The organism is Archangium gephyra, from assembly GCF_042230915.1.
GTDB lineage: Bacteria > Myxococcota > Myxococcia > Myxococcales > Myxococcaceae > Archangium > Archangium gephyra_B.
In genome coordinates this window covers 6,727,548-6,753,506 of the sequence record NZ_CP102578.1, presented here as the reverse complement: position 1 = coordinate 6,753,506, position 25,959 = coordinate 6,727,548, and the positions used below count along the sequence as shown (strand labels likewise).

The window sequence follows — 25,959 nt, the reverse complement described above, 5'->3', positions numbered from 1 at the left end:
GTACGCCCGATGGAGAGGCCGCGCAGCCCCTTGGGGTACACGCCTGACCAAGTAGGGAGCCAAAAGTTCCTTTACAAAAAGGAACGGAGCCAGAAGCGGAGGGATAGGACTCCGTCAGCCCCCGCTGGGCGGGGCCAGTGTCTTGCGCATCGGATCAGCGTAGGCCCTCCGCGTTATTTTGTCGGGGACTTTTGGTCACCTACTTAGTCCGGGCGCAACCCCGTGGTTGCCCCCTGCAGGTGCAACTCCGCGAAGGACGCCGTGGGCGCGAAGGCCGTCACGAGCAGCAGCTTGTCGTTCGCCTTGTAGAGCGAGACCTCGAAGAGGAAGGGCTTGCCGTCGCGCAGCGCGCTGCCGGTGAGGCTGGCGAGGCTCGCATCCAGTAGCGGGGTGCCGTTGTCGGAGGTCTCAGCCAGCTGGAAGCCGGGGTAGCGCACCCGCAGGTCGCGCAGCTCCAGGTCCCTCGCCTCCTTCAGGTTCGCCGTCTCCGCCTCGTTCCACTCGCGCACGGACACCACCAGGGCGCCGGTGTGATCCGGCTGCGACAGCCACACGTCCACGCTGGTGTCCGGGGTGCGCGCCACCTCGCCCTTGCGGCGGTACCAGCCATTGGAGGGCACGCGCAGCTTGTAGGGGTGGCGCTCGCCGACGATGGACTCGTCCTCGCCGAGCTGACGTCCCTCGAGGTCCGGCCGCAGGGCGATCCGGGCCCGGTCGGCGAGGGGCTGGACGGCGGAGAGCCGTTGGAAGCCGATGATCTCCACGCCGACGCCGAGCAGCACGGCGGTGAGGCCGACCCCCGCGAGGAAGGACGAGGGCTTGCCCCACACGAGCACCAGCGTGCCGCACGAGAAGGCGAAGACGACGAGCGTGAAGAGGTACTGCGCCTGGTAGAGGCTCATGCCTCCGAACAGGAACATGCCCACCACGAGCCGGACGAAGGCGAGGGTGCGCAGCTGGGTCTTCCCGCGCAGGAAGCTGAAGCCGAGCAGCGCATCCAGGCCCACGCCGACGAGCGTCCCCGCGAGCTGGGCGGCCCGGAGCGAGGCATTCGTCGACACCGAGGGCAGGAACAGGAACTCGAAGAGGTGGAGGACTGCGTTCACCAGCAGGACGGCGCCGCCCACGGGGAGCGCGGCGCTCACGTTGGAGGAGGGGGACGGGGTCTCCGGCTCGGGGGTGCTCAGCCGGGCGGGAGTGGGGTCCAGCGACGGGATGTACTCGACGGTGGGCACGCGCTCCGGCGGACGGGCGGGCGGAGGGGCCACGGGGGCGGGGCTGACCGGGGCGGCCCGGGCGACGGGGATGCCCGCTACGGGGGTGACGGCGCGGTCCGAGACGCTCGGTATGGCCACGGAGGGCCGGGGCAGGGCGGCGACGCTCGGAATGGCGGTGGTGGACGCACGCGAGAGCGTCGAGGTCCGGCCACAGCGGGGACAGAGGCTCTGGGCCCTCGGCCGGTGCTTGAGCCCACAGTGGGGGCAGTTGATCCAGCTGCTGTCGTCCACGGGATCCCCTTCCGACTCGTGTCTTCTAACAGAGTGGGAGAGGCGGGAGATAGGTGGACCCCCCGGCGCCCTGTGCGCGGATGTCCGCCAGTTGAGACGTTCGTCCCGGCCGGGGACGCGCGGCGCGGCGTTGGCGTCGTGATTTCCGAGGGAAGCGGGGCTGGAGCCGCCCTTGCAGTGGGGCGTGTGCACCCATCGCTCTCGGAGGCGGAAACATGAGTTCGGTATCGCGGCGCGAGTCCCACACCCCGGCATCCACGGACCTGCTGGTCCCGGCCGGGGAGTCCCACGGCACATCGTCCCAGGCGTCGGCGGGCGCACCGGCGCGGACGGGCCGGAGCACGGGAAGGCAGGAGACCCCGGCGGGGGCGGTCCAGAACAACCAGGTGGAGACGTACCGGGGGCCAGTGGAGCGGCCGCGCGCCCGGACGCCGGGCGGGCTGCCGGCGGGGACGGAGGGTGGGGGAGGGCTGACGGCGGGCCAGCTCGCGCTGGGCGGAGCGAAGGTGGCGGACGCGGCCCGGGCCGATGCGGCCTACGCGGACATCCAGGCCACCCTGCACACGGATTGGAAGGACTGGGCCGTCACGGACGCGGACGTGCGCCGGGTGCACGAGCACCTGGAGAAGCTGCCTCCGGCCGACTACCGCCGGATGATGGAGCGGATGGAGCAGGGCGGGCTGCTCGGGAAGTACGCGAAGCAGATGAGCCCCGAGGCGCGGGAGGAGTTCCTGGCTCAAGCCGGGCGCAAGGGCTACGTGACCCACGAGCCCGGGAAGAAGGCCGAGTCCGCACCGTGCCAGCCGCCCGATGGCCCGGCGCTCTACCTCAACGACGCGAAGCTGCCCGGCAGCGTCAGGCAGCTCGTTCACGAGACGAACCGTGAGGCCAAGAAGGCCTATGACGACGCGCATCACGCCTATGTGCGGCGGTATTCCGAGCAGGTGATGCAGGCGAAGGATCTGCCGGCGATCCGCGACATGGGGGAGCCGGTGGCGCCCTTCCCGGTGAGCGAGCCCGGGGTGACCGCCTCGCATCCGGACCATTCGTCCTTCCGCTCGAGCTGGGCCCGGGTGCCGTCCCATGACACCCGCTCCCAGGCTTACAAGGCGGTGTCCGACCGTTGCCGGGATCTGGCCGATGCGCAGCGGGCGGGAACGCTCAAGCTCAAGCAGGAGACGGAGATCAGCGTGGAGAGCGAAGGCATGACGCTGAAGATGTCCAGGGAGACCAGTCTCACCCAGTATGGAAAGACGGGTAGCTCCTCGAAGGTGGGGGCCGAGCTCGAGAGGGAGGGTTTGAAGGGCAGTGTGGAGCGTGAGTCCTCGGGAGCCGTCAAGACGGTGAAGGGCGTCGACCTGAAGGTGGCCGCCATGAGCTTCGACTCCGAAGGGACCTTGCGGATGGAGGTGTCCGTCCCTGGTACCAGTTACGGCGCCTACTCCGAGGTGAACCCCGGGCAGGGGACGTTCGGCGGGGGTGTGAGCGTCAAGAAGGACTTCCGGGGCGTCGACACCAAGACGGAGTACGGCGTCACCATGCAGGGCTCACGCCCCGAGCGCGCGCATGACGTGGCCTCGATGACGCCCGGTACGCTCTTCGGACCCTTGCCCGAGTTGGCCCAGGGCCTCGCCTGGGAGGACCTCCCCGCCGAGCGCCGTGCGCGCATGGAGCGTGATGGATGGACCGCTGGGAGCTGGGCCTCGCAGCTCCAGACGCAGTCCATCCGCCGCTGAGCGGCCCCTACTTCTTGTGCTCCAGATCTCCCAGCTGGATCTGGAGCGCCCGGATGGAGATCTGGATCTCCCAGATGGAGAGCGCCAGGGAGCCGAGCATCAGCAGCAGGCTCCCGGCGAAGACGGCCTCCGCGGGCCGGCTCATCCCCGCGAAGAGCAGGAGCATGCATACCACGCAGAGGAAGAGGCTGGAGACGCCCAGGAACTGCATGTCGCGGATGAGCCGGACCCGGACCTTCAGGTTCTCGATCTGCGGCAGGAGCAGGGGATTGGGGTTGGCCTTGTACTGCGCGTACATGTTCCGGATCAGCGCGGCGAGGGCGAGGAACCGGTTGGTGAAGGCCAGCAAGAGCAACGACACCGTGGGAAAGAGCAGCCCGGGAGTGGTGAGCGTCAGTTCCATGCGTTGACCCGCTGGCCCGTGCGGCGTTCGTCAGCCCAGGTTGTGGAAGACCCGCTGGACGTCCTCGTCCTGCTCGAGCGCGTCCACCAGCTCGAGGACCTCCTTGGCCTTGTCCTCGGGCAGCTCGAGGTGGTTCTGGGCGATGTACTCGGACTCCGAGGACAGGGGGTGGAGCCCCCGTGCCTCGATGGCGGCCTGGAGCTGCCCGAAGTCGTTGAAGGCGCAGCGGATGATGATCTGCTTCTCACCCTTCTCGCCGGTGCCTTCGCCCATCTCCTGCAGCCCGTGGTCGATGAGATCCAACTCGAGGGCCTCCAGCTCCAGCCCCTCGGGAGCGAGCCGGAAGACGCCCATGCGCTGGAACATATAGGCAACGCTGCCGCTGTTGCCCATGTTGCCGCCCCAGTCCTTGAAGTGCATGCGGACGTTGGCGACGGTGCGCACCACGTTGTCGGTCGCGGTCTCCACCAGCATGGCGATGCCGTGCGGCGCATAACCCTCGTAGAGGACGACCTCGTACTCCTTGGCGTCCTGGCCGCTGGCGCGCTTGATGGCGGCCTCGACCTTGTCCTTGGGCATGTTCGCGGCGCGGGCGTTCTGCAGCGCCCGGCGGAGGGCCGGGTTGTTGTCCGCGCTCGGACCTCCGGCCTTCACCGCGATGGCGATGTCCTTGCTGATCCGCGTGAAGATCTTCGCCATCTTGTTCCAGCGGGCGAACATCGTGGTCTTGCGGGTTTCGAAGATGCGTCCCATGGAGCGGAGAATGGCCGAGCCCCCGGGCCTTCTTCAAGGCTGTCGGTGCCTCCCTGTCACGCCGAGGGCACGGCGAAGGGTGATGACGGCCAGCTCCGGCGGAGCGCCCAGGCGCGCGGGCGGCCCCGTGGTGCCCGCCCCCCGGTTCACGTACAGCCACGAGCGGCCCCGCCGGTACAGTCCCGCCGTCCAGACGGTGATGAACCGCGCCAGCGAGAGCCGGGGCACCCCCGGGACGGCGAGCTGGCCCCCATGGGTATGGCCCGAGAGCGTCAGCTCCACCGCCCGGGAGCAGGCCTTCGGGAACAGGTCGGGGTCGTGCGCGAGCAGCACCGTCGGGGCCCCCTCCGGCCGCGCCGCGAGCGCCCGCTCCAGGTCATCGCGCGAGGTCCAGGTGTCGTCCACGCCCGCGACGTAGAGGCGCGCGCCGTTGCGCTCGATGACCGTCCCCTCGTTGCGCAGCACGGTGAGGCCGTTGCACCGGAGTTGCCGCACCAGGTGCTCGCCGTCGGTGAAGTAGTCGTGGTTGCCCATGCACGCGAAGGCGCCATCCCTCGCCCTCAGGCCACCGAGCGCCCGTGCCACCGCCTCGACGTGCGATGAGCCATGGGTGATGAGGTCCCCGGTGACGGTCACCAGATCCAGCTCGAGCGCGTTGAGGCGCGCCACCCAGGAGGCCACCCGCTCCTCGGGCACGTGCGGGCCGCAGTGGACGTCGGAGAGCTGGCCGATCCGGTAGCCATCCAGCTCCGGGGGCAGGCCCTCCACGCGCACCACCCGCCGCCGCAGCCTCGGCCGGCCGAGCACCGCGTCGGCTCCCACCCCGAGCGCGAGGACCCCGGCCAGGCCCCAGGCGGCTCCGAAGGGGGCCCCGGCCTGGACGGCCAGCCCGGTGGGCACCAGGAGCAGGTCGAATACCAGGCAGGCCGACCACCAGCCCAGCGCCAGGTAGGTGGTGGGCGAGGCCGCCGTGGTCTGCCAGGGGCTCTGCAGCTGGCGCAGGTAGGGCGGGGAGACCAGCACCGCCACGAGCGCCGGGAGCGGCGTCCGGGTGAGCCAGCAGAGCCAGAGCACGGCTGGTAGCTGGACCAGGGTGGTGAGGGCGGCCGCGATCAGGTGGAAGCGGCCTCGGAGACTGGCGCGGCTGAGCATCGGACCTGGATGTGTAACCGGCTCCCGGGTGGCCCGCTTCAAATGCGAAGAGGGCCGCGGGTGGGGGCCATGTCGACCCTCACCCCGGGGGGCTTGCCCCCCCTTTGAACGACGGGGGATCCTCTCCCAGAGGGAGAGGGTGATCGGAACCCGATACCCTCTCTCGCTGTGGTGGCGGATTACGCCTCGTTGCGCTCCTCGCGCTTGCGATCACGCTCGGCGCGGTAACGCTCGCCCGAGCTCAGCGCCTTCTTGCGCATGCGCACCGACTTCGGCGTCACCTCCACCAGCTCGTCGTCGGCGATCCACTCGAGCGCCTTCTCCAGCCCCATCTCGCGCGGCGGGGTGAGGATGACGTTCTCGTCGCGGCCGGCCGCGCGGATGTTCGTCAGCTTCTTCTCGCGGCACGCGTTCACGTTCAGCTCCGACGGGTGCACGTGCTCGCCGATGATCATCCCCTCGTAGATCGTCACGCCAGCGCCCACGAACAGGTGGCCACGCTCCTGGATGCTGAAGAGCGCGTAGGGCACCGTCTCGCCCAGGCGGTCCGACACGATGGCGCCGTTGGCCCGCTTCGGGATGTAGCCGAACCACGGCTCGTACCCGTCGAACTGGCTGCTCATGATGCCCTCGCCACGCGTGATGGTGAGGAACTCCGAGCGGAAGCCGATGAGGCCACGCGCGGGAATCCGGAACACCAGGCGCGTACGCCCGCCGCCCAGCTGCGACATGTCCGTCATGCGGCCCTTGCGGGGCCCCAGCCGCTCCGTCACCGCGCCCACGCTGCCCTCGGGCACGTCGCAGAACATCAGCTCCATCGGCTCGTGCAGCACGCCGTCGATCGTCTTCGTCACCGGCTCCGGGTTGGAGGCCGTCAGCTCGTAGCCCTCGCGGCGCATCGTCTCGATGATGACCGCCAGCTGGAGCTCGCCACGGCCCACCACGCGGAAGGCGTCCGGCGTCTCCGTGTCCTCCACGCGGATGGACACGTTCCGGTAGGCCTCACGGTACAGGCGCTCGCGCAGGTTGCGGCTGGTGACGTACTTGCCTTCCTTGCCCGCCAGCGGCCCGTCGTTGACCTTGAAGATCATCATCATCGTGGGCTCGTCCACGGTGATGCGCGGCAGCGCCACCGGCTTCTCCACGTCGGCGATGGTGTCGCCGATGGAGATGGCCTCGATGCCGGCGATGGAGACGATCTCGCCGGGGCCCGCGTCCGCGATCTCCGTGCGCTTGAGGCCCTGGAAGCCGTAGAGCTTCACGATCTTGCCCTGCTCGATCTTGCCCCCGTCCCGCATCACGGCCACGGGCATGTTGGCCGCCAGGCGGCCGGCCTGGACGCGGCCCACCGCGAGGCGGCCCACGTAGTCGTCGTAGTCCAGGTTGGCCACCAGCAGCTGCAGCGGCTCCTGCGTCGGCGCCGGCGGGGGCGGGATGTGCGAGAGGATGGCCTCGAACAGCGGCTCCAGGCTCGTGCCCGGCTGCTCCAGCGAGGGCGAACTCTGGCCCTGGCGGGCGACCGTGTAGAGCACGGGGAACTCGAGCTGAGTGTCGTCCGCGCCCAGGTCGATGTAGAGCGAGTAGACGAGATCCAGGATCACCTTGGGACGGGCGTCCTGGCGGTCGATCTTGTTGATGACGAGCACCGTCTTCAGGCCCATCGCCAGCGCCTTGGTGAGCACGAAGCGCGTCTGGGGCAGGGGGCCCTCGGCCGCGTCCACCAGGAGGATGACTCCATCCACCAGGCGCAGGCCGCGCTCCACCTCACCACCGAAGTCCGCGTGACCCGGGGTGTCGATGATGTTGATCTGCTTGCCCTTGTAGGTAACGGCCGTGTTCTTGGCGAGAATGGTGATGCCCTTCTCGCGCTCGAGGTCGTTGGAGTCCATGACCCGCTCGGTCACGGCCTCGTTGCTGCGGAAGATGCCCGCCTGGCGGAGCATGTGGTCGACGAGGGTGGTCTTGCCATGGTCGACGTGGGCGACAATGGCGACGTTGCGAATGTTCTCTCGGGCAATCATGTCGAGGTGAGCCGGAGCTGAGTCCCCCGGCTGAGAAGATCGTGGATGGGCAAGACGCCCAGGCCCTGAGTGGGGACCCTGTGTGAACTTCACAGGAACGCTGAGGGCGGGCGCTTATATGCCGGGGGTGTCCACTGTGCAACGTGGCTGCAAGAAAGAAGGGCGGAGGGCCAGCCAGGCCCCCCTGTATTGCCCGCCCGTCAGAGGGGCGCGGCGGCCGCGTCCAGGGCGCCCAGCTCGCTCTTCCGGTGGGCGGGGAGGGGAGCCGGGGCCGAGCCGGTCAGGTGCTCGCGCAGGAAGCGCTCCACCCGGAGCTCCACCAGCTCGCGGTGCTCCAGGGGGGCGGCATGGGTGCCCTGGGGCACCATCATGAACTCGGCGTCGGGGATGTGCGCGGCCATCCGCCGCGACAGCCACGCCGGGGTGAATTTGTCGTGCTCGCCCGCGATGATGAGGGTGGGCACGTCCACGTGGGGCAGATGATCCCACGCGCTGTGGTGGGCGGCGGACTCCAGGGTCCGCACGAAGACCACCGGATCCATGTTGGCCAGGTGGGTGAAGTAGGGGACGAGGTCGTTCTTGGCCAGCAGCGATCGGTTGAGCTCCACGGAAAGGGCCACCTGCATGGCCAGCTCGGTGCTCAAAAGGGTGCGGGTGAGGCGGGCGGCGGGCTCGGGGAAGCGCTCCACGGTGAAGCGGATGAAGGGGAAGAGCCGCTTGAGCCAGTCGCCGTCGTGGAAGGTGTCCAGCGGGGTGCCGTAGCTGCCGCAGATGAGGACGAGCCCCTTCACCCGGTGGGCGTAGCGGCGGTGGAACTCCAGCGCCACCTGCACCCCCATGGAGTGGGCGAAGAGGACGGCCTGGTCGATGCCCGCGGCGTCCATGACCCGGTTGAGGTCGTCGCAGGTGTAGAGCATGCCGATGCGCTGGCGATCCCGGGGCAGCCCCGAGCGGCCGTGGCCCCGGTAGTGCCAGCGCATCACCCGGTGGCGCTGCTCCAGGTAGGGCGTGAGGTACTTCCAGACGAAGCCGTCGCAGCCGAGGCCGTCGCACAGCACCATCCCCGGCTCGCCCTCGCCCTGCACCTGGTAGTACAGCGACGCCCCATCAGGGACGGTGAGGTAGTCCTGCCGGAAATAGTGGCTCATGCGCTCACGCGTCGGCCTCGGCGTCGGGAGGGAGACCCTTGTCCAGGCCGTACTTGGCGATCTTCAAAATAAGGTTGGAGCGGCTGATGCCAAGCTCCCTCGCCAGCCGGCTCTTGTTGTTCCCAGTGCGCAACAGTCCCTGGTGGATCATGTCGCGTTCCAACGTTTCCACCGCCTCGTGCAGCTTGCCGGCGGCGCGCGCCGTGAGCATGGAGAGGCTGCCGGGCGTCACCGCATCCCGGATGCGGCTGGAGATGAGCTCGGCGGGCAGCAGATCCAGGTCTCCGCCGAGCACCAGCAGCCGCTCCATCTCGTTCTCCAGCTCGCGCACGTTGCCGGGCCAGGCGTAGGAGGCGAGCAGGGTCATGGCCTCGGGGGACAGGCCCCGGGTGCGCTGGCCCTCGCGGTGGTGCTTGCGCAGGAAGTGGTCCACCAGCAGGGGCAGGTCGTCCCGGCGCTCGCGCAGCGGGGGCAGGTGCACGCGGATGACGTTGATGCGGTAGAAGAGATCCTCGCGGAACTCGCCGCGCTTGACCATCTCCCCCAGGTCCTTGTGCGTGGCGGCGATGACGCGCACGTCCACCTCGCGCGGCTCGGTGCCTCCCACGGGCAGGAAGGTGCCCTCCTGGAGCACGCGCAACAGCTTCACCTGCAGGGCGGGGGACATGTCACCCACCTCGTCCAGGAAGAAGGTGCCGGTGTCGGCCACCTCGAAGAGGCCCTTCTTGTCGCGCATGGCGCCGGTGAAGGAGCCGCGCATGTGGCCGAAGAGGGCACTCTCCAGCAGGTTGTCGTTGAAGGCCGAGCAGTTCTGCACCACGAAGGGGCCGTGGCGCCGCGGGCCGTTGGAGTGGATGGCGCGCGCCACCAGCTCCTTGCCCGTGCCCGACTCCCCGTTGATGAGGATGGTGGCCTCCGAGTTGGACACCTTCTGCAGCAGCTTGAAGATCTCCTGCATGGGCCCGGAGCGGCCGATGATGTCCTCGAAGCGGTAGTGCTCGCCGTTGCCCGGGGTGAGCTCCTGCGGACCGCGCTGCTCCCGGCGGGCCTTCTCGGCCTCGAAGGTGGCGATCTCGCTGGCGCAGTACTCGAGCAGGTCCGAGAGCTTCTCCAGTCCCTCGTCGCCGAGCAGCGGCATCCGCTCCACCGCGCGCTCCACCTCCGAGGCGCCAATCCCCAGCTCGCGCAGGCGCACCTTGAGCACCTCCAGCTCCCGCGCCGAGGGCGGCTCGCGCAGGAAGCCCTCCACGAAGAGGAAGCCCTCGTACTCGTCCTGCACGTAGATGGGCACGCCCACCAGGCTGAACTGGAGGTGGCACGGCTGGACGGTGCCGCGGCGCAGCCGGCGGTTGGCCCGGAACTGCTCGTGCAGCTGGCGCACGGACTGGTTGCAGCGCCGCAGGCCCTCGCGCGAGCTGAGCGACAGGCGGCAGCACCCGTTGGGCGTCGGGGGAATATCTCCTCCCTTCTGCCAATCCATCACGAGCCCGTTGCGGTCCGCGAAGTGGAGCTCCGCTTTCCACCACTTGCGGATGATTTCCCGCAGCATGATGATGGTCTGCAGGTTCTGGTGCCTCTCGAAGTCCATCTGCCGCGCCTTGGGGATGTTCAACAGGGGAGTAACCTTGAACCTGAGATGTTTTCTGACTCTAGCCCGTTGGCGCCCCGCCGTGGATCAGCGTTCGCACATCATCCGCTCGTGACTACCTCTCCCCACACGCATGGTGACGCCGGGCATGACCATGAGCACGCCCATGGGGAGGCCTGTGCGGGGCACGGTCACGGGAAACCCGCGAAGCGGCTGCATCCTTCCTTGAAGGAGGAGCGGCGCAAGGATCGCACGCGGCTGATCTTCGCCCTGGTGCTGACGGGGACCATCGCGGTGGCGGAGGCGGTGGGAGGCTACCTCACCAACTCCCTGGCGTTGATGTCCGACGCGGGCCACATGCTCACGGACGTGAGCGCGCTGGGGCTGAGCCTGCTGGCGCTGTGGTTCTCGGGCAAGCCGGCGGACTTGAAGAAGTCGTACGGCTACTACCGGATGGAGATCCTCAGCGCGCTGCTCAACGGGGTGCTGCTGCTGGGAATCACCGGCTTCATCCTGGTGGAGGCCTGGGAGCGGATGCGCGCCCCGGCCGAGGTGAAGCTGGGGCCCATGGCGGTGGTGGCCACGGTGGGCCTGGTGGCGAACCTGGGAGCGCTCGGCTTCCTGCACCGCTCCCACTCGATGAACGTGCGCGGGGCCTTCCTGCACGTGCTGGGCGACGCGCTCTCCAGCGTGGGGGTGCTGATTGGCGCCGGGGTGATGTACCTGACGGGCTGGTACATGGTGGACCCGATCATCTCGGTGCTCATCTCGGTGGTGATCGTCGTGGGGGCCATCCGGCTGGTGCGCGACGCGGTGGACGTGCTGCTGGAGGCGGTGCCGGAGCACGTGGACCTGTCGGTGGTGAAGGGGCTGCTACTGAAGGTGGAGGGCGTGCGCGACGTGCATGATCTGCACGTGTGGACCATCGCCAGCGGCATGTACGCGCTGTCGGCCCATCTGGTGGTGCAGGATCCGATGGTCTGCAACAACGATGAGATCCTCACCGCGGCCAAGCACGAGCTCTTCGAGCGGTTTGGGATCGATCACACCACCATCCAGATCGAGAGCGAGAGCTACGCCCACCAGGGCGAGGTGCACTGAGCCGCTCGCGCCTGTTGTCCCTGGACGTTGAAGGCCGCACAGAGCCCCGTCTGAGGGGGTGATGCCGCCGCCGTCCGGAGACAGGATGCCGGAAACCATGGGTGCGGTGGCCCCGGGCCGGAGTGCCGGGCGGATGCCGCACGCGGGAGGCCTCCTTGACGGTGCTCCGCTGGCGTGTGCCCCGAGTTGTTCCCCGAGCCCGCGCGGGCGCTCCGCGGCGCGGGTCCGGCCTCGTGGGAGGGCTCGCCGTCCTCCTGGTGCTGGCCGCGCTGCCGGCGCGGGCGGACCTGCTGGCGGATCGGCTGCGGCTGTCCATGTACGGCCGCATGGGGCTGGCCTGGACGCCCCAGGGGGACTTCATCCAGGGGAAGAGGCTCAACCTGACGGGAGGGCCCCTCGGTGGCCGGTTGGAGGAGGGGGACTACCTGGAGCCCACCGTCGCGCTCCACCTCATCCCGCCGCCGCAGGACCTGGATGATCCCTTCGTCCGGCTGGTGATGACGCCGGCCCTGCTCTCCGGCAACGGGCTGATCATGAGCGCCTTCAGCTCCGACTTCGCCCGGACGCTGCGCATCGAGCTGTTCCAGGCCTACGTGGAGGCCGGCAACTTCTGGCTGCCGGACCTGAAGGTCTGGGCGGGTGCCCGCTTCTACCGCGGCACCGACGTGCACATCTCCGACTTCTACTACTTCAACAACCTCACCGGGCAGGGCGCGGGGGTTCAGTACCGCAAGCTGGACGTGGCCGTGCTGCTGCGCACCTCGGAGGCCACCGCGCTGTACAACGTGGACCTGGACGGGGATGGCAAGGGCGAGACGCGCCGCCAGCGCACCCTCTTCGTGGGCCAGTACGTGCACGAGTTCAACGAGCGGTTCGAGGCGCACCTGCTGGCCGAGCTGCACCTGCTGCCGGCCTCCTCGGCGCGGCTCGCGGACGGCTCGCCGGCGCGTCCGGCGGACTTCGGCTGGGTGCTGGGCATCAAGGGACGCCTGGACCTGGGCGCCCGGGGCTTCAACGAGCTGGCGGTGCGCTACGGCCGCGGCATCGCCAATGGCGGAGCCGGTGGCGGGCAGACCTGGAGCACCTTTGGCGAGCCCAACGCCCAGTGGCGGTATGACGGCGCCGTGGGCGTCGAGGTGGTGGAGCATCTGCTCATCGACCTCGGCCCCCGCTACAGCTTCAACGCGTACGGCATCCTTCACTACGGCCGGGGCGCGAGCTTCCAGCCCCGGGACGAGACCCTCGACTTCGCGGTGGGCGCCCGTGGCACCTGGTACCTCACCAAGATCTTCCACCTCATCCAGGAGGCGAGCTTCCAGGGGCTGACGGTGGGCGAGGGCCCGCTGTCCACGGCGGTGAAGCTGACGCTCATGCCCGCCCTCGTCCCCACGGGTGAGCTCAGCGTCTTCGCCCGGCCCCATTTCCGGCTCTTCTACACGCTCGCGTTCTACGACCGGGACGCGGTGAACGGGCTCGTCTCGCCCTACCTCCAGACCGTCGGCGCCACGCGCATCGGGCAGTACCTCGGGGCTCAGGTAGAGTGGTGGTTCTGAGCACGGGGGTAGGGGGCTGAACGAAATACCCCACATCGCGCTTGCGGCCCCCCTCGGGAGCGGATGATTCTCGTTCCCCGGATGAACGTGCTCGACAAGGTGCTGACGCTGCGACCGACGAGCGTGGTGGCGCGGCTGGGGAACCGCTCGCGGCTGCCCGTGCTGAACCCCCGCGAGCTGCTCGTGGCGCTCGAGGGGGTCCCGGCGGTGCTGCCGTGTGTGCCCGTGCCCGTGCGGCCGATGCTGCCGGGGCTGCTGGCGGCGGCGCGCGTCGAGGACGCGGTGCTGGGGCTCATGTGCCCGCATCCGTTGGCGGACCGGGGCGCCGCCGAGCGCTTCATGGCCGCGGTGCAGGAGGTGGCGGAGGCGGACGGCCATGCGCGCCCCGTCTTCCTGCAGGCGGGGCCGGTGCGGGTGCCGAATGCGGAGCCGGAGGCGCTGGAGCAGCTCCAGGAGGGCATCTTCCGCCTGGTGGACGCGGGCTTCTCGCTGGTGTCGCTGGACGTGACGCGGCTGGAGCCGGACGCGGCGGCGGAGGCGGTGCGGCGGCTGGCCGGGCCGGTGCTGGAGCGCGAGCTGTCGCTGGAGGTGTCGCTGCCCGCGGGAGCCGAGGGCGGTGAGCTGGAGGGCGCCCGTGCGCTGCTGGAGGGCCTGCGGGGCCTGTCGGTGCGCTTCCTGCGCGTGTCCGCGGCCATCCTGGGCGACGAGGAGCAGGAGGTGCAGTTCCTGCGGAGCCTGGTGGAGGTGGCGGGGCAGTACGGGGCCGGGGTGTCGGTGGGGGAGGCGGGGCGGCGCTCGGCGCGGGTGCTGCCCACGTACGTGGCGGCGGGGGTGAAGAAGGTGGAGTGCGCGGCGCCCTTCGAGCGGCTCGCGCTGGCGGCCTACCCGGAGCCGGTGCGCACGAGCCTGGAGCAGAAGGCGGAGAAGGCCGGGCTGGGGGCGGGGGAGTTGCTCGGCGTGGTGGGCGCACAGCTCGCGGCGCTGGAGGCGCCGGACGCGGCGCGGCTGGAGGCGCTGACGTTCGCCGAGGCCTCCGAGGTGCTGGCGGCGCTGGGCGCGTCGCGGACGGGGTGGAAGTCGATGCTCTTCCTGGCGGAGAAGTGGGGCGATTGATGCGGATCGTGGCGGGCAGTGCGAAGGGACGGGCGCTGGCGGGCCCCAAGGCGACGTCGAAGCACATCCGCCCCACGGCGGACCGGGTGCGCGAGACGATCTTCAACGTGCTCGGCCAGTGGCTGGAGGAGCAGAAGGTGTTGGATCTCTACGCGGGCACGGGCGCGCTGGGCCTGGAGTCCGTCTCGCGAGGGGCCCCCAAGGCCGTGCTGGTGGACTCGGACCGGGAGGCGCTGGCGCTCTGCCGGACGAACACGGACGCGCTGGGCTTTGGCGCCCGGGTGGAGATCCTCTCGCAGCCGGTGGAGCGGGCGCTCGAGGTGCTCGGCCGCCGGGGGGACAAGTTCGAGCTCATCTTCGCGGACCCGCCGTACGCGGCGCGGGTGGTGGAGACGGTGCTGGAGGGAATCGCCCGGAGCAAGGTGCTGGCCCCCGGGGGCACGGTGGTCGTCGAGCACGACAAGCGGGAGGCGGCCCCCGAGTCCCATGAGGGCTTCGAGCGGGTGGATCAGCGGCGTTTCGGGGACACCCTGGTCAGTCTCTTCCGCATTCCTTGACCGGTAGTCTGGGTGCGTCGAGACTGGGCGGGCATGCGCACCGCCATCTATCCGGGCTCGTTCGATCCACTCACCAACGGTCACCTCAGCATCATCCAGCGCGCGCTCCAGATGTTCGATCGGGTGATCGTCGCGGTGGCGGTGAATCCGAAGAAGGTTCCGCTCTTCACCGAGGAGGAGCGCAAGCAGCTCATCCTCGAGGCCTGCCAGGATCCGCGGGTGGAGGTGGACGCCTTCCACGGCCTGCTGGTGGAGTACGCGAACCGGCGCGGGGTGAACGTGCTGCTGCGCGGCCTGCGGGCCGTCTCGGACTTCGAGTACGAGTTCCAGCTGGCCAACATGAACCGCAAGCTGGCCCCCGGCATCGAGACGGTCTTCATGATGACGGGCGAGGACTACTTCTACGTGTCCTCGCAGCTCGTCCGGGAGGTGGCCTCGTTCGGCGGCAACGTCGAGGGGCTGGTGCCGCCCAACGTGCTGAAGGTGCTGCGCGCGAAGTACGCGAAGCAGGGCTGAGGGGCGCCAGAAGCGCGGCTCGATGACGCACTGGGCCGAGAGCCGTTGGCGCACCGTGGCAGCGCGCGATTCTGTTCACTGGTGACGCCGGGCTTCTTGTCCGCCCGGGGGGCTCGCTGCTAGGCACCAGCCATGAATCTTGCGAACCGGCTCAAGGCCATCAAGCCGTCCCCCACGCTCGCGCTCAACGCGAAGGCGAAGGCGCTGGCGGCCCAGGGTGTGGACGTGGTGAGTCTCGCGGCGGGCGAGCCCGATTTCGACACGCCGGAGCACATCAAGCAGGCGGCCGTCGAGGCCCTGCGCCAGGGCTTCACCAAGTACACGCCCACGGCGGGCATCCCGGAGCTGCGCGAGGCCATCTGCGCCAAGCTCGAGCGGGACAACCACCTCAGCTTCGCGCCGGACCAGGTGGTGGTGTCGGTGGGGGCCAAGCACGCCATCTACAACACCTTCCAGGCGCTGTTGAACGAGGGCGACGAGGTCATCATCCTGGCGCCGTACTGGGTGAGCTACCCGGAGATGGTGCAGCTGGCGGGCGGCAAGCCCGTCTTCGTGGAGACGCGCGAGGAGAACGGCTTCGCGCCGGATCCGGACGCCATCCGCCGGGCGCTCTCGCCGCGCACCAAGGCCATCGTCCTCAACAGCCCGAGCAACCCCTCGGGGGCGGTGTTCTCGCGCGCCGCGCTGGAGGGAATCGCCCAGGCCGTGCGCGGGCACGAGTGCCTGGTGATCAGCGACGACATCTACGAGAAGCTGCTCTACCAGGGCGAGTTCCTGAACCTCGGCAACGTGGCGCCGGACCTGGTGTCGCGGCTGGTCGTCATCAACGGGATGAGCAAGGCCTACTCGATGACGGGCTGGCGCATGGGGTACGCGGCGGGGCCCAAGTGGCTCATCGCGGGCATGCAGATGATCCAGGACCAGTCCACGTCGAACGCGGCGTCCTTCGTGCAGAAGGCGGCGCTGGCGGCGCTCAAGGGCCCGCAGGACATCTTCTTGCCCATGGTGGAGGAGTACCGGGGGCGGCGGGACATGGTGGTGGACGCGCTCAACTCGATGGAGGGCGTGCGCTGCCGGCGGCCCGAGGGCGCCTTCTACGTGCTGCCCAACGTGAGCGGCCTGATGGGGCGCACGTACAAGGGCGCGCCGCTGACGGGCTCGATGCAGATGTCGGAGATCCTCCTCAACGACTTCCGGGTAGCCGCGATGCCGGGCGCCCCCTTCGGCGTGGAGGGCTACATCCGGATGAGCTTCGCGACCTCGCGGGAGCAGCTGCGCAAGGGCCTGGATCGCTTCCGCGAGTTCGTGTCCTCCACGCGCTGATCTCTCGCTCCCTCGCGATGTGGGCGCGTGGAAACGTCGCTTGTGTCGCCCACATCGCCCGCCTACCTTCGGCTACATGAAGAGCGTCGGGTTGGGAGCGGTGGCCCTCTTGGGGGTGCTTGTATCGGGCTGTGCATCTGGACCGGCTGGTCTGGGTCTGAGCCACGGCGCGAGCACCCCGGGGGCCCTGGGGATGACGGGGGGCGGTTCGTCCCCAGCCGTGGAAGAGCTCGACCGGTACGTGCTTGTCCTCCAGGAGTCCTCCAGCGGTCACGTCACACACAGTTGGCGCCCCGTCGAGGAGTTCGACCTTTCGCCATTCAGGTTCCAGCCGCGTGCGGAGAGGACCTATGGACGCATCGCGCTGGCGGCTGCTCGCCCGCGGGATTGTCATGCGGAGCTCGATGAGTGCATTAACAACTGCTTGAGCCGGCCTCTTTCCGAGGACTATGCACACATCACTTCGTATGGCGCCAAGTCGGAGTATTGCAGGAAGGGATGCTGGCAGCCGTACCGTGATTGCGAGGAGTTGCAGGGACGTCGCCCTTTGGAGTTTTCGGCCACGGAGCAAGCGGTCGACTGGTTGAAGCGCAATCGCAAGGAGGTGCTGGCGGGAAGCATCGTCGTCATTGCTGGAGTTGCCTTCATCGTGGCCTTTTCTCCCGGGGCGATCATTGCCTTGATTCCAGCGGTGGCCCTGGCTTCCTCGGCGGTTGATGGCGAGCCCCGATTCGCGGCGGTGGCACAGTGACGATTTTCGACCGCATCATGGAAGCGCAGGAGTTGCTCGGGAAGAACCGGGAACATGCTCAGTCTCCCGAGGAGAAGGAGTTGTTTCTCCTTGCCATCGACGCGCTCTGGTTCGTCTGGCGGAATGGCCAGACGTATGAGTTCGAGCGTTATCGCAAGGATGTCGAATCCGAGGCTCCCCCGCGAGTCATCGCTTCCTTCAGTACACGCGACGAAGCAGAAGTCTGGGTCAAGGCAAGACCCCAGTCGCCCGATCTGGCCCTCGTGTTGATCGCGGACGAGTACCACGTCGTCCTTTCGTCTCGCGACGAACAACGCCGTGCGCTCGTTCCTGATATGGCGATAGCGTACCATATCGAGCAGATGACGCGGAACGGTCTCCCCCCGGTGGTGGCTACGTTCAACACGCGTGACGAGGCGGATGTCTGGTTTCGCAGCCAGAGCGAGCCTCCTCCCCAGACCGTCATACAGATTGGGAGCGAGCGCTATCTCGCGGCGTTCTACCAGAACCTCCAGCACCGGGCGCTCTTCCCCTTCTCCGTGGTGGAGAGGCTCCATCAAATACGGAGGAGGAGAGAGCAGAAGGAGGCGGGCGAATAGAGGCGGCGGAGCTGGAGTACCTTCGGCCAGCCCCTGGTCATCGAGGACATCCCTCCCCTTCATTCCAGGCCACGAGGGAGTGGGGGTAGTGGCCGCGGTGGGGCCCGGCGTGCGAGCAGTGCGCGAGGGGGACCGGGTGGGGGTGCCCTGGCTCTACACGGCATGCGGGCACTGCGAGTATTGCGTCACCGGCTGGGAGACGCTGTGCCCGGAGCAGAAGAACACCGGAGTGGTCCTCTCGTTCTGACGCTCCTGCCCGCGAGCCCGTCCGGGCCCCTTCCGCCTCACGGGCCCTGAAGGGGCTGCGGCTCGTCCGGGGCTCCGGAGGAGGCCAGCGCGTGGAGCCGCTCCAGCCCCGTGGGCTCTTCGGACATCCACGGGACGAGCACGACGCGCTGGCCATACTCGCGCACGACCCGGACCACCTGCTCGGCCTCGGCCCTCATCCGCTCTCGCAGGAGGGGATCCTGGCTGCCCGTGGCGAGCAGGCTGTTGTTGATGAGCCACGCCCAGGGCTCGATACCCGCACGGCGGAGATCCTCTTGCAGGTGCGCTGCCTCCGAGACGGGAGTCGTCTCGGGGAGCGTGACCAGCAGGAGGCGGGTGTAGGCCGGGTCTCGCAGGCGCATGAGCGGGGTGAGCAACCGCATGTGCTCTGGCGGCAGGTTGCGCGTCAACTGCCGGTGGTAGGCGCCGGTGGCGTCGAGCAGGAGGAGCGTGTGGCCCGTTGGGGCCGTATCGAGCACCACGAACGAGGTGCGTGCTTCGGAGACGAGATGAGAGAACGCGTGGAAGACAGCCACCTCCTCGGTGCAGGGAGAGGCGAGGTCCTCCAGCAGGAGCGCGCGGCCCTCCTCGTCCAGCTCCGCCTCCCGGCGGCGCAGGGTCTTCTCGATATAGGCCTGGGTCTCGGCACGTGGATCAATCCGGCTCACCTCGAGGTTCCGAAGGGGGCCCTCGAGGGTGGAGGCGACATGCGCCGCCGGATCCGTGGTGCTCAGGTGGACGTGGTGACCTCGGGTGGCGAGCTCCGCGGCGATGGCGCAGGCGAGCGTGGTCTTTCCGACACCGCCCTTGCCCATGACGAGGACGAGCCCATGGCCGGGCGCGGCCAACTCGTCGATGAGCCCGGAGAGCGAACGCGTGGGGAGGGGCGGGAGCTCCAAGCGCCCGGCTCCGGAAGGCGGCTGCGCGGAGTCGAGCAAGGCCCGGAGGCGGTCGATGCCGAGCATGTCGAAGCCTCGCAGCGGCACCTCTTCGGTGGGGAGCGACTGGAGCGCTGGCGGCATCCGCGCGAGGGCTTGCCTCGCCCGGTCTTCGATGGCCAGGGCGACGGCATCCGATGGGTGCGTCGCCCGGAAGACCGCGTTGATGATCAGCCGCTGGTGGACCAGCCCCAGGGCGTGCAGCTCGCTGGAGGTCCGCTCCGCCTCCTGGAGTGACGCCCGCTCCGGCCGCGTGACGAGCACCACGGTCGTGAGCTGGGGATTGGAGAGGGCGGCGAGGGCCTCGGCGAAGCGATCCCGCTGCATCGTGAGCCCCGAGTGGGGCCCGAGGCAGGAGGCGCCGCGGATGTTGTTGTCGAGGAAGTGGGTCCAGGCCCGTGGCAGGCTGAGCAACCTCAGGGTGTGCCCTGTCGGGGCCGTGTCGAACACCACGTGGTCGAATTGTTGGCGCCACGTCTCCTCGAGGAGCCCCGCGAATTCGTCGAACGCGGCGATCTCGATGGTGCAGGCGCCGGACAGCTCCTCACGGAACTTCTCCACCTCCGCCTCGGGGAGCTGCCCACGGTAGGGCGCAAGGACGCGCTCCCGGTAGGCCTCGGCGGCGGCCTCGGGGTCGATGTTGAGCGCCATCAGGCCCGGGACACCGGGAATGGGCCTGGGCAGGCGCGACAGTTCGGCGCCCAACATCTCATCGAGGTTGGAGGCCGGATCCGTGCTGACGAGCAGCACACGCCTGCCCGCATCGGCCAGGCGGATGGCGGTGGCACAAGCGAGCGATGTCTTGCCCACCCCTCCTTTGCCAGTGAAGAACAGATAAGGGGTTTCAAAGGCTGTCAGCGGCATGAGGAACAATGGCGCACTTCGGAGGCAGGGGGGAGATGCCGCCGTAGCACTCGCGCGCCTGGTACGCGGAGGTGGAGGCGAAGGCCACCACGCGCCCTTCCTCCTCCGCCAAAACGACAGGATGGCGGCCGTCGAACCAGCGGCTCACCTCGTCCTCGGTGCGAGGCCGCGTCTCGAAGGTGGCCACCCGGTCTTCAATGCCCTGGTTGTAGAGGCGGGCGATGGCCTCCACATTCGAGGAGAGGGTGGGGGTGAGGGTCGTTCAGTCCGTATAGGCGAAGGCCCGCCAGCCCTCGCCGTCCTGCCGGTACAGGATGACCGCGGCGCGCCCCGAGAGGTTGGCCACCGCGGCGTACACCTCGGTGCCGCGCGGGACGATGGCGCCGAGCCGCGCGGGCGGCTTGCCGTACTTCTTCTCCATCTCCGCGTAGGGCAGGACCTCGACGTCGTAGAGGGTGACGAGGTCCGTCCTCTTGTTACGGAGCTCCTTCACCCAGGTGACCACGAGGGACTCGGGCGCATCGAACCTCCGCTCCTCGAGCTGGAAGGGGAAGGCGAGCATGGGCACGGTGCTGCGCACGTCCCCCGTCAGCAGATAGCTGAGCAGGTAGCGGGCCTCATCGCGCAGCGCTTCCTGGACGCTGCCGGGCTCGGGGGCGGCGGCCGGAGCCGCGGGCACCGGGGCCTGGGCGGTGGGGGCCGGAGCGGGAGCGGGGGCCGGAGCCTGGGGCGCGGGAGCCTGGGGCGCGGCAGCCTCGGCGGTGGGGGCGGGAGCCTCGGCGGTGCCCTCCTGCCGGGCGCGGCGGCGGCGTACCGGCTTCTCGGCGGCGGGCGCGGCCTCTCCAGCGGGGGACGCCTGCTCGGCGGCCGGGGCGGGAGCCGGAGCTGGCTCGGCGGCCGGGGCGGCGGCGGGAGCTTCCTGGGCCTCCTGGGCGAGGGCGGGAGCGGCGAGGGAGAGGAGCAGGGCCAGGGACCAGCGACGCATGAAACCTCCGGAAAACGGAGCGCAGCCTAGCAGAGCGCCCGGCCGCCTGGGATCGACCTCCCTGCCGCCGGGCAGGCCTCCACCTTCCATCCCCCGCTACCCGTTTCACACGATTGGTGCAAGTGGGGGCGAAGGTTGCTATTGGCCCCCCCTCGATGCCCAAGCGTACCGATATCCGGAAGGTTCTCGTCATTGGCTCCGGTCCGATCGTCATCGGCCAGGCCGTGGAGTTCGACTACTCAGGGACCCAGGCCACCAAGGCCCTGCGAGAGGAGGGCGTCGAAGTCGTCCTCTTGAACAGCAACCCGGCGACGGTGATGACCGACCCGGAGTTCGCCCACCGTACGTACATCGAGCCCATCACCGTCGAGGTCGCCGAGCGGATCATCGCCCAGGAGCGCCCCGACTCCGTCCTCCCCACCATGGGCGGCCAGACGGCGCTCAACCTGGCCAAGGCGCTCGCCGAGCAGGGCATCCTCGAGAAGTACGGGGTGAAGCTCATCGGCGCCTCGCTGGAGGCCATCAACAAGGCCGAGGACCGGCTGCTCTTCAAGCAGGCCATGGAGCGCATCGGCGTGGCGCTGCCCAAGAGCGGCTACGCCACCACCATGGATCAGGCCCTCTCGCTGACCGAGGAGATCGGCTTCCCGGCCATCATCCGGCCCTCCTTCACCCTGGGTGGAACCGGCGGTGGCATCGCGTACAACCGCGAGGAGTACGAGGCCATCTGCCGCTCCGGCCTCAAGGCCAGCCCCACGAGCACCATCCTCATCGAGGAGAGCGTGCTCGGCTGGAAGGAGTACGAGCTGGAGGTGGTCCGCGACTCGGCGGACAACGTCATCATCGTCTGCTCCATCGAGAACCTGGACCCCATGGGCGTGCACACCGGTGACTCCATCACCGTGGCCCCGGCCCAGACGCTCACGGACCGCGAGTACCAGCGGCTGCGCGAGGCGTCCATGCGCATCATCCGGGAGATCGGCGTCGACACGGGTGGCTCCAACATCCAGTTCGGCGTCAACCCGCGCGACGGGCGCATCGTGGTCATCGAGATGAACCCGCGCGTGTCGCGCTCCAGCGCGCTGGCCTCGAAGGCCACGGGCTACCCCATCGCGAAGATCGCCGCGAAGCTGGCCCTGGGCTACACGCTGGACGAGCTGCGCAACGACATCACCCGCGACACCCCGGCCTCCTTCGAGCCCACGCTGGACTACGTGGTGGTGAAGGTGCCGCGCTTCAACTTCGAGAAGTTCCCCCACGCCAACCGCACCCTCACCACCAGCATGCGCGCGGTGGGCGAGGTGATGGCCATCGGCCGCACCTTCCGCGAGGCGTACCTCAAGGCGATGCGCTCCATGGAGTCCGGCCGCACGGGCCTGGAGGCTCCCGAGCTGCCCGAGAACAAGGACGAGCGGCGCAAGGTGCTGCGCGACTACGTGCGCGTGCCCCGGCCCGAGCGGCCCGGCTACGTGGCGCAGGCCTTCCGCGAGGGCATGACCGTGGAGGAGGTGCACGAGCTCTCCGCGATCGATCCGTGGTTCCTGCGCCACATCGAGGCGCTGGTGCACGAGGCGAAGCGCATCCAGGAGTTCGGCAAGCTGGAGAAGGTGCCGGACGCGGTGCTGCGCGCGGCGAAGTCGGACGGCTTCGCGGACAAGTACCTGGCGCAGCTGCTGGGCTGCACCGAAGCCGAGGTGCGGGCCCGCCGGCACGAGAAGGGCATCCGCCCCGTGTACAAGCGGGTGGACACCTGCGCCGCCGAGTTCGAGGCCTACACGCCCTACCTCTACTCCACGTACGAGGAGGAGGACGAGGCGCCGCCCACCCCGCGCCAGAAGGTGCTCATCCTGGGCAGCGGCCCCATCCGGATCGGCCAGGGCATCGAGTTCGACTACTGCTGCGTGCACGCGGCCTTCGCGCTGCGCGAGGCCGGGTACGAGACGGTGATGGTCAACTGCAACCCGGAGACGGTGTCCACGGACTACGACACGTCGGACCGCCTGTACTTCGAGCCGCTGACCATCGAGGACGTGCTGGAGGTGTCGCAGCGCGAGAAGCCGGTGGGTGCCATCGTGCAGTTCGGCGGGCAGACGCCGCTGCGCCTGTCCGTGCCGCTGGAGAAGGCGGGGCTGCCGATTCTAGGGACGCCGCCGGACGCCATCGACCGGGCCGAGGACCGCGAGCGCTTCGCGCAGCTGATTGAAAAGCTGGGGCTGATGCAGCCGGAGAACGGCGTGGCGCGCAGCCACGAGGAGGCCTACCGCGTGGCCGAGCGCATCGGCTACCCGGTGATGGTGCGGCCCTCGTACGTGCTGGGCGGCCGGGCGATGGAGGTGGTGTACGACCAGCAGAGCCTGGAGCGGTACATGCGCGAGGCGGTGAGCGCGTCGCCGGAGCACCCGGTGCTGATCGACCGCTTCCTGAAGGACGCCACCGAGGTGGACCTGGATCTGGTGGCGGACAAGACGGGCGCGGTGCTGGTGGGCGGGGTGCTGGAGCACGTGGAGGAGGCGGGGGTGCACTCGGGAGACGCGGCGTGCACGCTGCCGCCGCACTCGCTGTCGCCGGACCTGGTGGAGCGGATGAAGGATCAGGCGATCGCCCTGGCGAAGGAGCTGGGCGTGGTGGGCCTGATGAACGTGCAGTTCGCCATCCAGGGCAAGACGATCTACGTGCTGGAGGTGAACCCGCGAGCGAGCCGCACGGTGCCGTTCATCTCGAAGGCCACGGGTGTGGCGCTGGCGAAGATCGCCTCGCTGTGCATGGTGGGCAAGACGCTCAAGGAGCTCGGCGCCACCGAAGAGCCCGAGTTCAAGCACGTGGCGGTGAAGGAGTCGGTGTTCCCGTTCGCGCGCTTCGCCGGGGTGGACGTCATCCTCGGGCCCGAGATGAAGTCCACGGGCGAGGTGATGGGCATCGCGGACGACTACGCGTCGGCCTTCGCCAAGAGCCAGCAGGCGGCGGGCGTGAAGCTGCCGAAGAGCGGCAAGGTCTTCATCTCGGTGAAGAACGACGACAAGCCGGCGGTGGTGGATCTGGCGAGGCGGCTGCGCTCGCTGGGGTTCGAGATCGTGGCCACGGGCGGCACGCACGAGTACCTGTCGACGAAGGGCATCGAGACGAAGAAGGTGCTGAAGGTGCAGGAGGGCCGGCCGCACATCGTGGACAAGATCGTGGACGGGCAGATCGTCCTGGTGATCAACACGACGTTCGGCAAGCAGGAGATCGCGGACAGCTTCTCCATCCGGCGCGAGTCGTTGATGCACAGCGTGCCGTACTACACGACGGTGCAGGCGGCGCGGATGGCGGTGGGGGCGCTGGAGTCACTGCTGCGCAAGGAGCAGACGGTGCGTCCGCTCCAGGACTACCTCGCCAGGAAGTAGGTCAGTCGAAGCAGGGCAGTCCCACCTGGTAGCCAACAACCCCTCTCCCTCCGGGAGAGGGACAGGGTGAGGGTATCCGGCTCCTGGGTTGCCCCCCCGCCCGCTCTGTGGACGTCCGCACGAAAGCCCTGCTCCGTGCGGAACCCGAGCGTCGACACCCTGGGGAGGGGACGGTAGCTTGAGGCCATGCGCCGTTCCCCCCTCGCGACGCTTCTACTGGCGGCCCTCGTGCTGCCGGCCTGTCTCCCCCGTGCGACGACGCCCCGTCCGCCGCCATCGCCGTCACTGACCACGGTGGCGGACTCCCTCTTCGAGTCCGTCGAGACCGAGGGCACGCTGGCCAGCGTCTTCATGGTGGACGCGGCGACGGGAGCCCCCCTCTACGCGCGCCACGAGCACGTGCGCCTGCTGCCCGCGTCGACGATGAAGGTGGTGTCCACCTCCGCGGCGCTCTCGGCGTTCGGCCCGGACTACCGCTTCCGCACGCCGGTGCGGCTCGAGGGCACGCAACTGGGCAACCTCTTCCTCGGGGATCTCGTGGTGGAAGCCTCGGGAGATCCGTCACTGGGCTCGTGGCGCTTCCCCGAGACCGCCGTGGCCTGCGAGCAGCTCGCCGAGGCCATCCACTCGCGTGGCATCCGGCAGTGGCTCGGGGCGGTGCGGGTGATCAACGCCGACGAGGGCCCCTACGGCCTGTTCGGCCCCGGCTGGGCCTGGGACGACGCGGCCTACGCCTACAGCGCGGCCCCGACGCCCTTCGTCTTCCGCGAGAACGTGGTGGACCTGTCGCTGGAGCGCCCCGAGGGCCACGACTGCAAGTCCCAGCCCCGGCGGCCCATCGTGGTGCGCTACAGCCCGGCCTTCGAGGCGCCTCCGCCCGTCGTGTACCTCGAGCCGAACGCCCAGCGGGCGGGGGTCGGCTGCGTGCGCGAGCGGGTGAGCGGGCGTGTCCGTTGCGTGTGGCGCTCGACGGCGGAGCAGTGCCCGCGCAAGGCGTCGATGCGCGTCGCCATCGACGAGCCCCAATCCCTGTTCACCTCGTGCATGGAGGAGGCCCTGGCCGTGCGTGGCATCTGGCGCGTGCCGGCCGCGCCCCAGACGGCCTCCGTGCCTTCGCTGACCACGAGCGAGCCGCTCATGGAGTTCGTCAGCCCGCCGCTGTCCGAGCTGGTGAAGGTGACGAACAAGGAGTCGCTCAACCTGTACGCGGAGCGGCTCGGCCTGCGCTTCACCCGCGAGCGCACGGGCACGGAGAGCTACCCCGCGCTGCGCGACGCCATGGCGCAGGAACTGACGCGCCGGGGCATCTCCTCGCGCCTGCTGCGGGCGGCGGATGGCAGCGGGCTGTCGCGCTACAACGTGGCCACGGCGCAAGGGCTGGTGGGGGTCATCTACACCAGCCTGCACGAGCCGTACGGCCCCGCGCTGCTGGAGAGCCTGCCCATCGCGGGAGTGGACGGCACGCTGGCGAACACCGCGGCCTCCAACGGGGCCAAGGGGCTCATCCGCGCCAAGACGGGGACGCTCTCGGGGCAGAAGGCCTTCGTGGGCATCGCCGAGCGCCCCAATGACCCCGAGCACCCGCGCGTCGTCTTCGCGCTGATGCTGGGCAACATCGACGAGCAGCCCGCGCTCACCGCCAACCAGGTGTTCGAGCGCTTCGCCGAGGCGATGGTGTCGCTGCCCCTGCGCTGAGGCGG

22 protein-coding genes are annotated in these 25,959 nt (G+C 69.3%); 12 read left to right on the top strand and 10 right to left on the bottom strand.

The features are described from left to right. Positions 1–203: 203 nt before the first annotated feature. On the bottom strand, positions 204–1,508 hold the full coding sequence (locus NR798_RS26335) for a hypothetical protein (RefSeq protein ID WP_375765255.1): 1,305 nt from the start codon (positions 1,506–1,508) through the stop codon (positions 204–206). Positions 1,509–1,723: 215 nt separating this feature from the next. On the opposite strand from NR798_RS26335, the gene NR798_RS26330 reads away from it, so the two are divergent. Continuing rightward, positions 1,724–3,244 carry a hypothetical protein gene (locus tag NR798_RS26330; protein WP_375765254.1) on the top strand — a complete coding sequence of 507 codons (1,521 nt, stop codon included), beginning with the start codon at positions 1,724–1,726 and terminating at the stop codon, positions 3,242–3,244. Between the two features lie 7 nt (positions 3,245–3,251). Here the strand turns inward: NR798_RS26330 and NR798_RS26325 are convergent, their stop codons facing one another. The 6 genes from NR798_RS26325 to NR798_RS26300 all read right to left on the bottom strand — a co-directional run bounded on the left by NR798_RS26325 (position 3,252) and on the right by NR798_RS26300 (position 10,309). Continuing rightward, on the bottom strand, positions 3,252–3,647 hold the full coding sequence (locus NR798_RS26325; RefSeq protein WP_375765253.1) for a DUF2721 domain-containing protein: 396 nt from the start codon (positions 3,645–3,647) through the stop codon (positions 3,252–3,254). A 30-nt stretch (positions 3,648–3,677) separates the two neighbouring features. After that, the gene (locus NR798_RS26320; RefSeq protein ID WP_375765252.1) at positions 3,678–4,400 is read right to left on the bottom strand and encodes a YebC/PmpR family DNA-binding transcriptional regulator; all 723 of its coding nucleotides are present in this window, start codon (positions 4,398–4,400) and stop codon (positions 3,678–3,680) included. Positions 4,401–4,433: 33 nt separating this feature from the next. Beyond that, entirely contained in the window at positions 4,434–5,552 is a 1,119-nt protein-coding gene (locus NR798_RS26315; protein WP_375765251.1) for a metallophosphoesterase, read from the bottom strand. 179 nt (positions 5,553–5,731) lie between these two features. Continuing rightward, positions 5,732–7,573: a translational GTPase TypA gene (gene typA, locus NR798_RS26310; protein WP_375765250.1), complete on the bottom strand. Its 1,842-nt coding sequence runs from the start codon at positions 7,571–7,573 to the stop codon at positions 5,732–5,734. Between the two features lie 200 nt (positions 7,574–7,773). Further along, positions 7,774–8,721 carry an alpha/beta fold hydrolase gene (locus tag NR798_RS26305; RefSeq protein WP_375765249.1) on the bottom strand — a complete coding sequence of 316 codons (948 nt, stop codon included), beginning with the start codon at positions 8,719–8,721 and terminating at the stop codon, positions 7,774–7,776. A gap of 4 nt (positions 8,722–8,725) precedes the next feature. Continuing rightward, positions 8,726–10,309, bottom strand: coding sequence for a sigma 54-interacting transcriptional regulator (locus NR798_RS26300; RefSeq protein ID WP_375773823.1), 1,584 nt, complete (start codon positions 10,307–10,309; stop codon positions 8,726–8,728). Between the two features lie 111 nt (positions 10,310–10,420). Here NR798_RS26300 and NR798_RS26295 point away from each other — a divergent pair, with 111 nt between their 5' ends. The 9 genes from NR798_RS26295 (at position 10,421) to NR798_RS26255 (ending at position 18,069) form a co-directional block, all read left to right on the top strand. Next, positions 10,421–11,410: a cation diffusion facilitator family transporter gene (locus tag NR798_RS26295; RefSeq protein WP_375765248.1), complete on the top strand. Its 990-nt coding sequence runs from the start codon at positions 10,421–10,423 to the stop codon at positions 11,408–11,410. A gap of 233 nt (positions 11,411–11,643) precedes the next feature. Beyond that, positions 11,644–12,963, top strand: coding sequence for a carbohydrate porin (locus tag NR798_RS26290; RefSeq protein ID WP_375765247.1), 1,320 nt, complete (start codon positions 11,644–11,646; stop codon positions 12,961–12,963). A gap of 63 nt (positions 12,964–13,026) precedes the next feature. Then, entirely contained in the window at positions 13,027–14,076 is a 1,050-nt protein-coding gene (locus tag NR798_RS26285) for a hypothetical protein (protein WP_375765246.1), read from the top strand. After that, the gene (gene rsmD, locus NR798_RS26280) at positions 14,076–14,633 is read left to right on the top strand and encodes a 16S rRNA (guanine(966)-N(2))-methyltransferase RsmD (RefSeq protein ID WP_375765245.1); all 558 of its coding nucleotides are present in this window, start codon (positions 14,076–14,078) and stop codon (positions 14,631–14,633) included. The genes NR798_RS26285 and rsmD overlap by 1 nt, the downstream gene beginning before the upstream one ends. Before the next feature lie 33 nt (positions 14,634–14,666). Next, complete coding sequence (gene coaD / locus NR798_RS26275; protein ID WP_375765244.1) at positions 14,667–15,149, top strand: pantetheine-phosphate adenylyltransferase; 483 nt, start codon at positions 14,667–14,669, stop codon at positions 15,147–15,149. Positions 15,150–15,281: 132 nt separating this feature from the next. Next, positions 15,282–16,472, top strand: a complete 1,191-nt coding sequence (locus NR798_RS26270; protein ID WP_375765243.1) for a pyridoxal phosphate-dependent aminotransferase — start codon at positions 15,282–15,284, stop codon at positions 16,470–16,472. Between the two features lie 220 nt (positions 16,473–16,692). Next, positions 16,693–17,223: a hypothetical protein gene (locus NR798_RS26265; RefSeq protein WP_375765242.1), complete on the top strand. Its 531-nt coding sequence runs from the start codon at positions 16,693–16,695 to the stop codon at positions 17,221–17,223. After that, the gene (locus tag NR798_RS26260; protein ID WP_375765241.1) at positions 17,220–17,822 is read left to right on the top strand and encodes a head protein; all 603 of its coding nucleotides are present in this window, start codon (positions 17,220–17,222) and stop codon (positions 17,820–17,822) included. The genes NR798_RS26265 and NR798_RS26260 overlap by 4 nt, the downstream gene beginning before the upstream one ends. Then, positions 17,710–18,069: an alcohol dehydrogenase catalytic domain-containing protein gene (locus NR798_RS26255; RefSeq protein WP_375773822.1), complete on the top strand. Its 360-nt coding sequence runs from the start codon at positions 17,710–17,712 to the stop codon at positions 18,067–18,069. Before NR798_RS26260 ends, NR798_RS26255 begins: the two co-directional genes overlap by 113 nt. Before the next feature lie 37 nt (positions 18,070–18,106). Here the strand turns inward: NR798_RS26255 and arsA are convergent, their stop codons facing one another. The 3 genes from arsA to NR798_RS26240 are packed head-to-tail and all read right to left on the bottom strand — an operon-like array spanning position 18,107 to position 20,876. After that, positions 18,107–19,891, bottom strand: a complete 1,785-nt coding sequence (gene arsA, locus NR798_RS26250; RefSeq protein ID WP_375765240.1) for an arsenical pump-driving ATPase — start codon at positions 19,889–19,891, stop codon at positions 18,107–18,109. Then, positions 19,872–20,123, bottom strand: coding sequence for a GNAT family N-acetyltransferase (locus NR798_RS26245; RefSeq protein ID WP_375765239.1), 252 nt, complete (start codon positions 20,121–20,123; stop codon positions 19,872–19,874). The genes arsA and NR798_RS26245 overlap by 20 nt, the downstream gene beginning before the upstream one ends. 30 nt (positions 20,124–20,153) lie before the next feature. Then, positions 20,154–20,876, bottom strand: a complete 723-nt coding sequence (locus NR798_RS26240; protein ID WP_375765238.1) for a hypothetical protein — start codon at positions 20,874–20,876, stop codon at positions 20,154–20,156. A 155-nt stretch (positions 20,877–21,031) separates the two neighbouring features. Between NR798_RS26240 and carB the strand changes: the two genes are divergently transcribed. Both carB and dacB read left to right on the top strand, forming a co-directional pair. After that, complete coding sequence (gene carB / locus NR798_RS26235; RefSeq protein WP_375765237.1) at positions 21,032–24,259, top strand: carbamoyl-phosphate synthase large subunit; 3,228 nt, start codon at positions 21,032–21,034, stop codon at positions 24,257–24,259. A 186-nt stretch (positions 24,260–24,445) separates the two neighbouring features. Beyond that, on the top strand, positions 24,446–25,954 hold the full coding sequence (gene dacB, locus NR798_RS26230; protein WP_375765236.1) for a D-alanyl-D-alanine carboxypeptidase/D-alanyl-D-alanine-endopeptidase: 1,509 nt from the start codon (positions 24,446–24,448) through the stop codon (positions 25,952–25,954). Positions 25,955–25,959 lie beyond the last annotated feature (5 nt).

Coding starts and splice junctions, on each gene's coding strand:
- NR798_RS26330 (WP_375765254.1), top strand. CDS start 1,724: ATGAGTTCGGTATCGCGGCGCGAGTCCCACACCCCGGCATCCACGGAC.
- NR798_RS26325 (WP_375765253.1), bottom strand. CDS start 3,647: ATGGAACTGACGCTCACCACTCCCGGGCTGCTCTTTCCCACGGTGTCG.
- NR798_RS26320 (WP_375765252.1), bottom strand. CDS start 4,400: ATGGGACGCATCTTCGAAACCCGCAAGACCACGATGTTCGCCCGCTGG.
- NR798_RS26315 (WP_375765251.1), bottom strand. CDS start 5,552: ATGCTCAGCCGCGCCAGTCTCCGAGGCCGCTTCCACCTGATCGCGGCC.
- typA (WP_375765250.1), bottom strand. CDS start 7,573: ATGATTGCCCGAGAGAACATTCGCAACGTCGCCATTGTCGCCCACGTC.
- NR798_RS26305 (WP_375765249.1), bottom strand. CDS start 8,721: ATGAGCCACTATTTCCGGCAGGACTACCTCACCGTCCCTGATGGGGCG.
- NR798_RS26300 (WP_375773823.1), bottom strand. CDS start 10,309: ATGGACTTCGAGAGGCACCAGAACCTGCAGACCATCATCATGCTGCGG.
- NR798_RS26285 (WP_375765246.1), top strand. CDS start 13,027: ATGATTCTCGTTCCCCGGATGAACGTGCTCGACAAGGTGCTGACGCTG.
- rsmD (WP_375765245.1), top strand. CDS start 14,076: ATGCGGATCGTGGCGGGCAGTGCGAAGGGACGGGCGCTGGCGGGCCCC.
- coaD (WP_375765244.1), top strand. CDS start 14,667: ATGCGCACCGCCATCTATCCGGGCTCGTTCGATCCACTCACCAACGGT.
- NR798_RS26270 (WP_375765243.1), top strand. CDS start 15,282: ATGAATCTTGCGAACCGGCTCAAGGCCATCAAGCCGTCCCCCACGCTC.
- arsA (WP_375765240.1), bottom strand. CDS start 19,891: ATGCCGCTGACAGCCTTTGAAACCCCTTATCTGTTCTTCACTGGCAAA.
- NR798_RS26240 (WP_375765238.1), bottom strand. CDS start 20,876: ATGCGTCGCTGGTCCCTGGCCCTGCTCCTCTCCCTCGCCGCTCCCGCC.
- carB (WP_375765237.1), top strand. CDS start 21,032: ATGCCCAAGCGTACCGATATCCGGAAGGTTCTCGTCATTGGCTCCGGT.
- dacB (WP_375765236.1), top strand. CDS start 24,446: ATGCGCCGTTCCCCCCTCGCGACGCTTCTACTGGCGGCCCTCGTGCTG.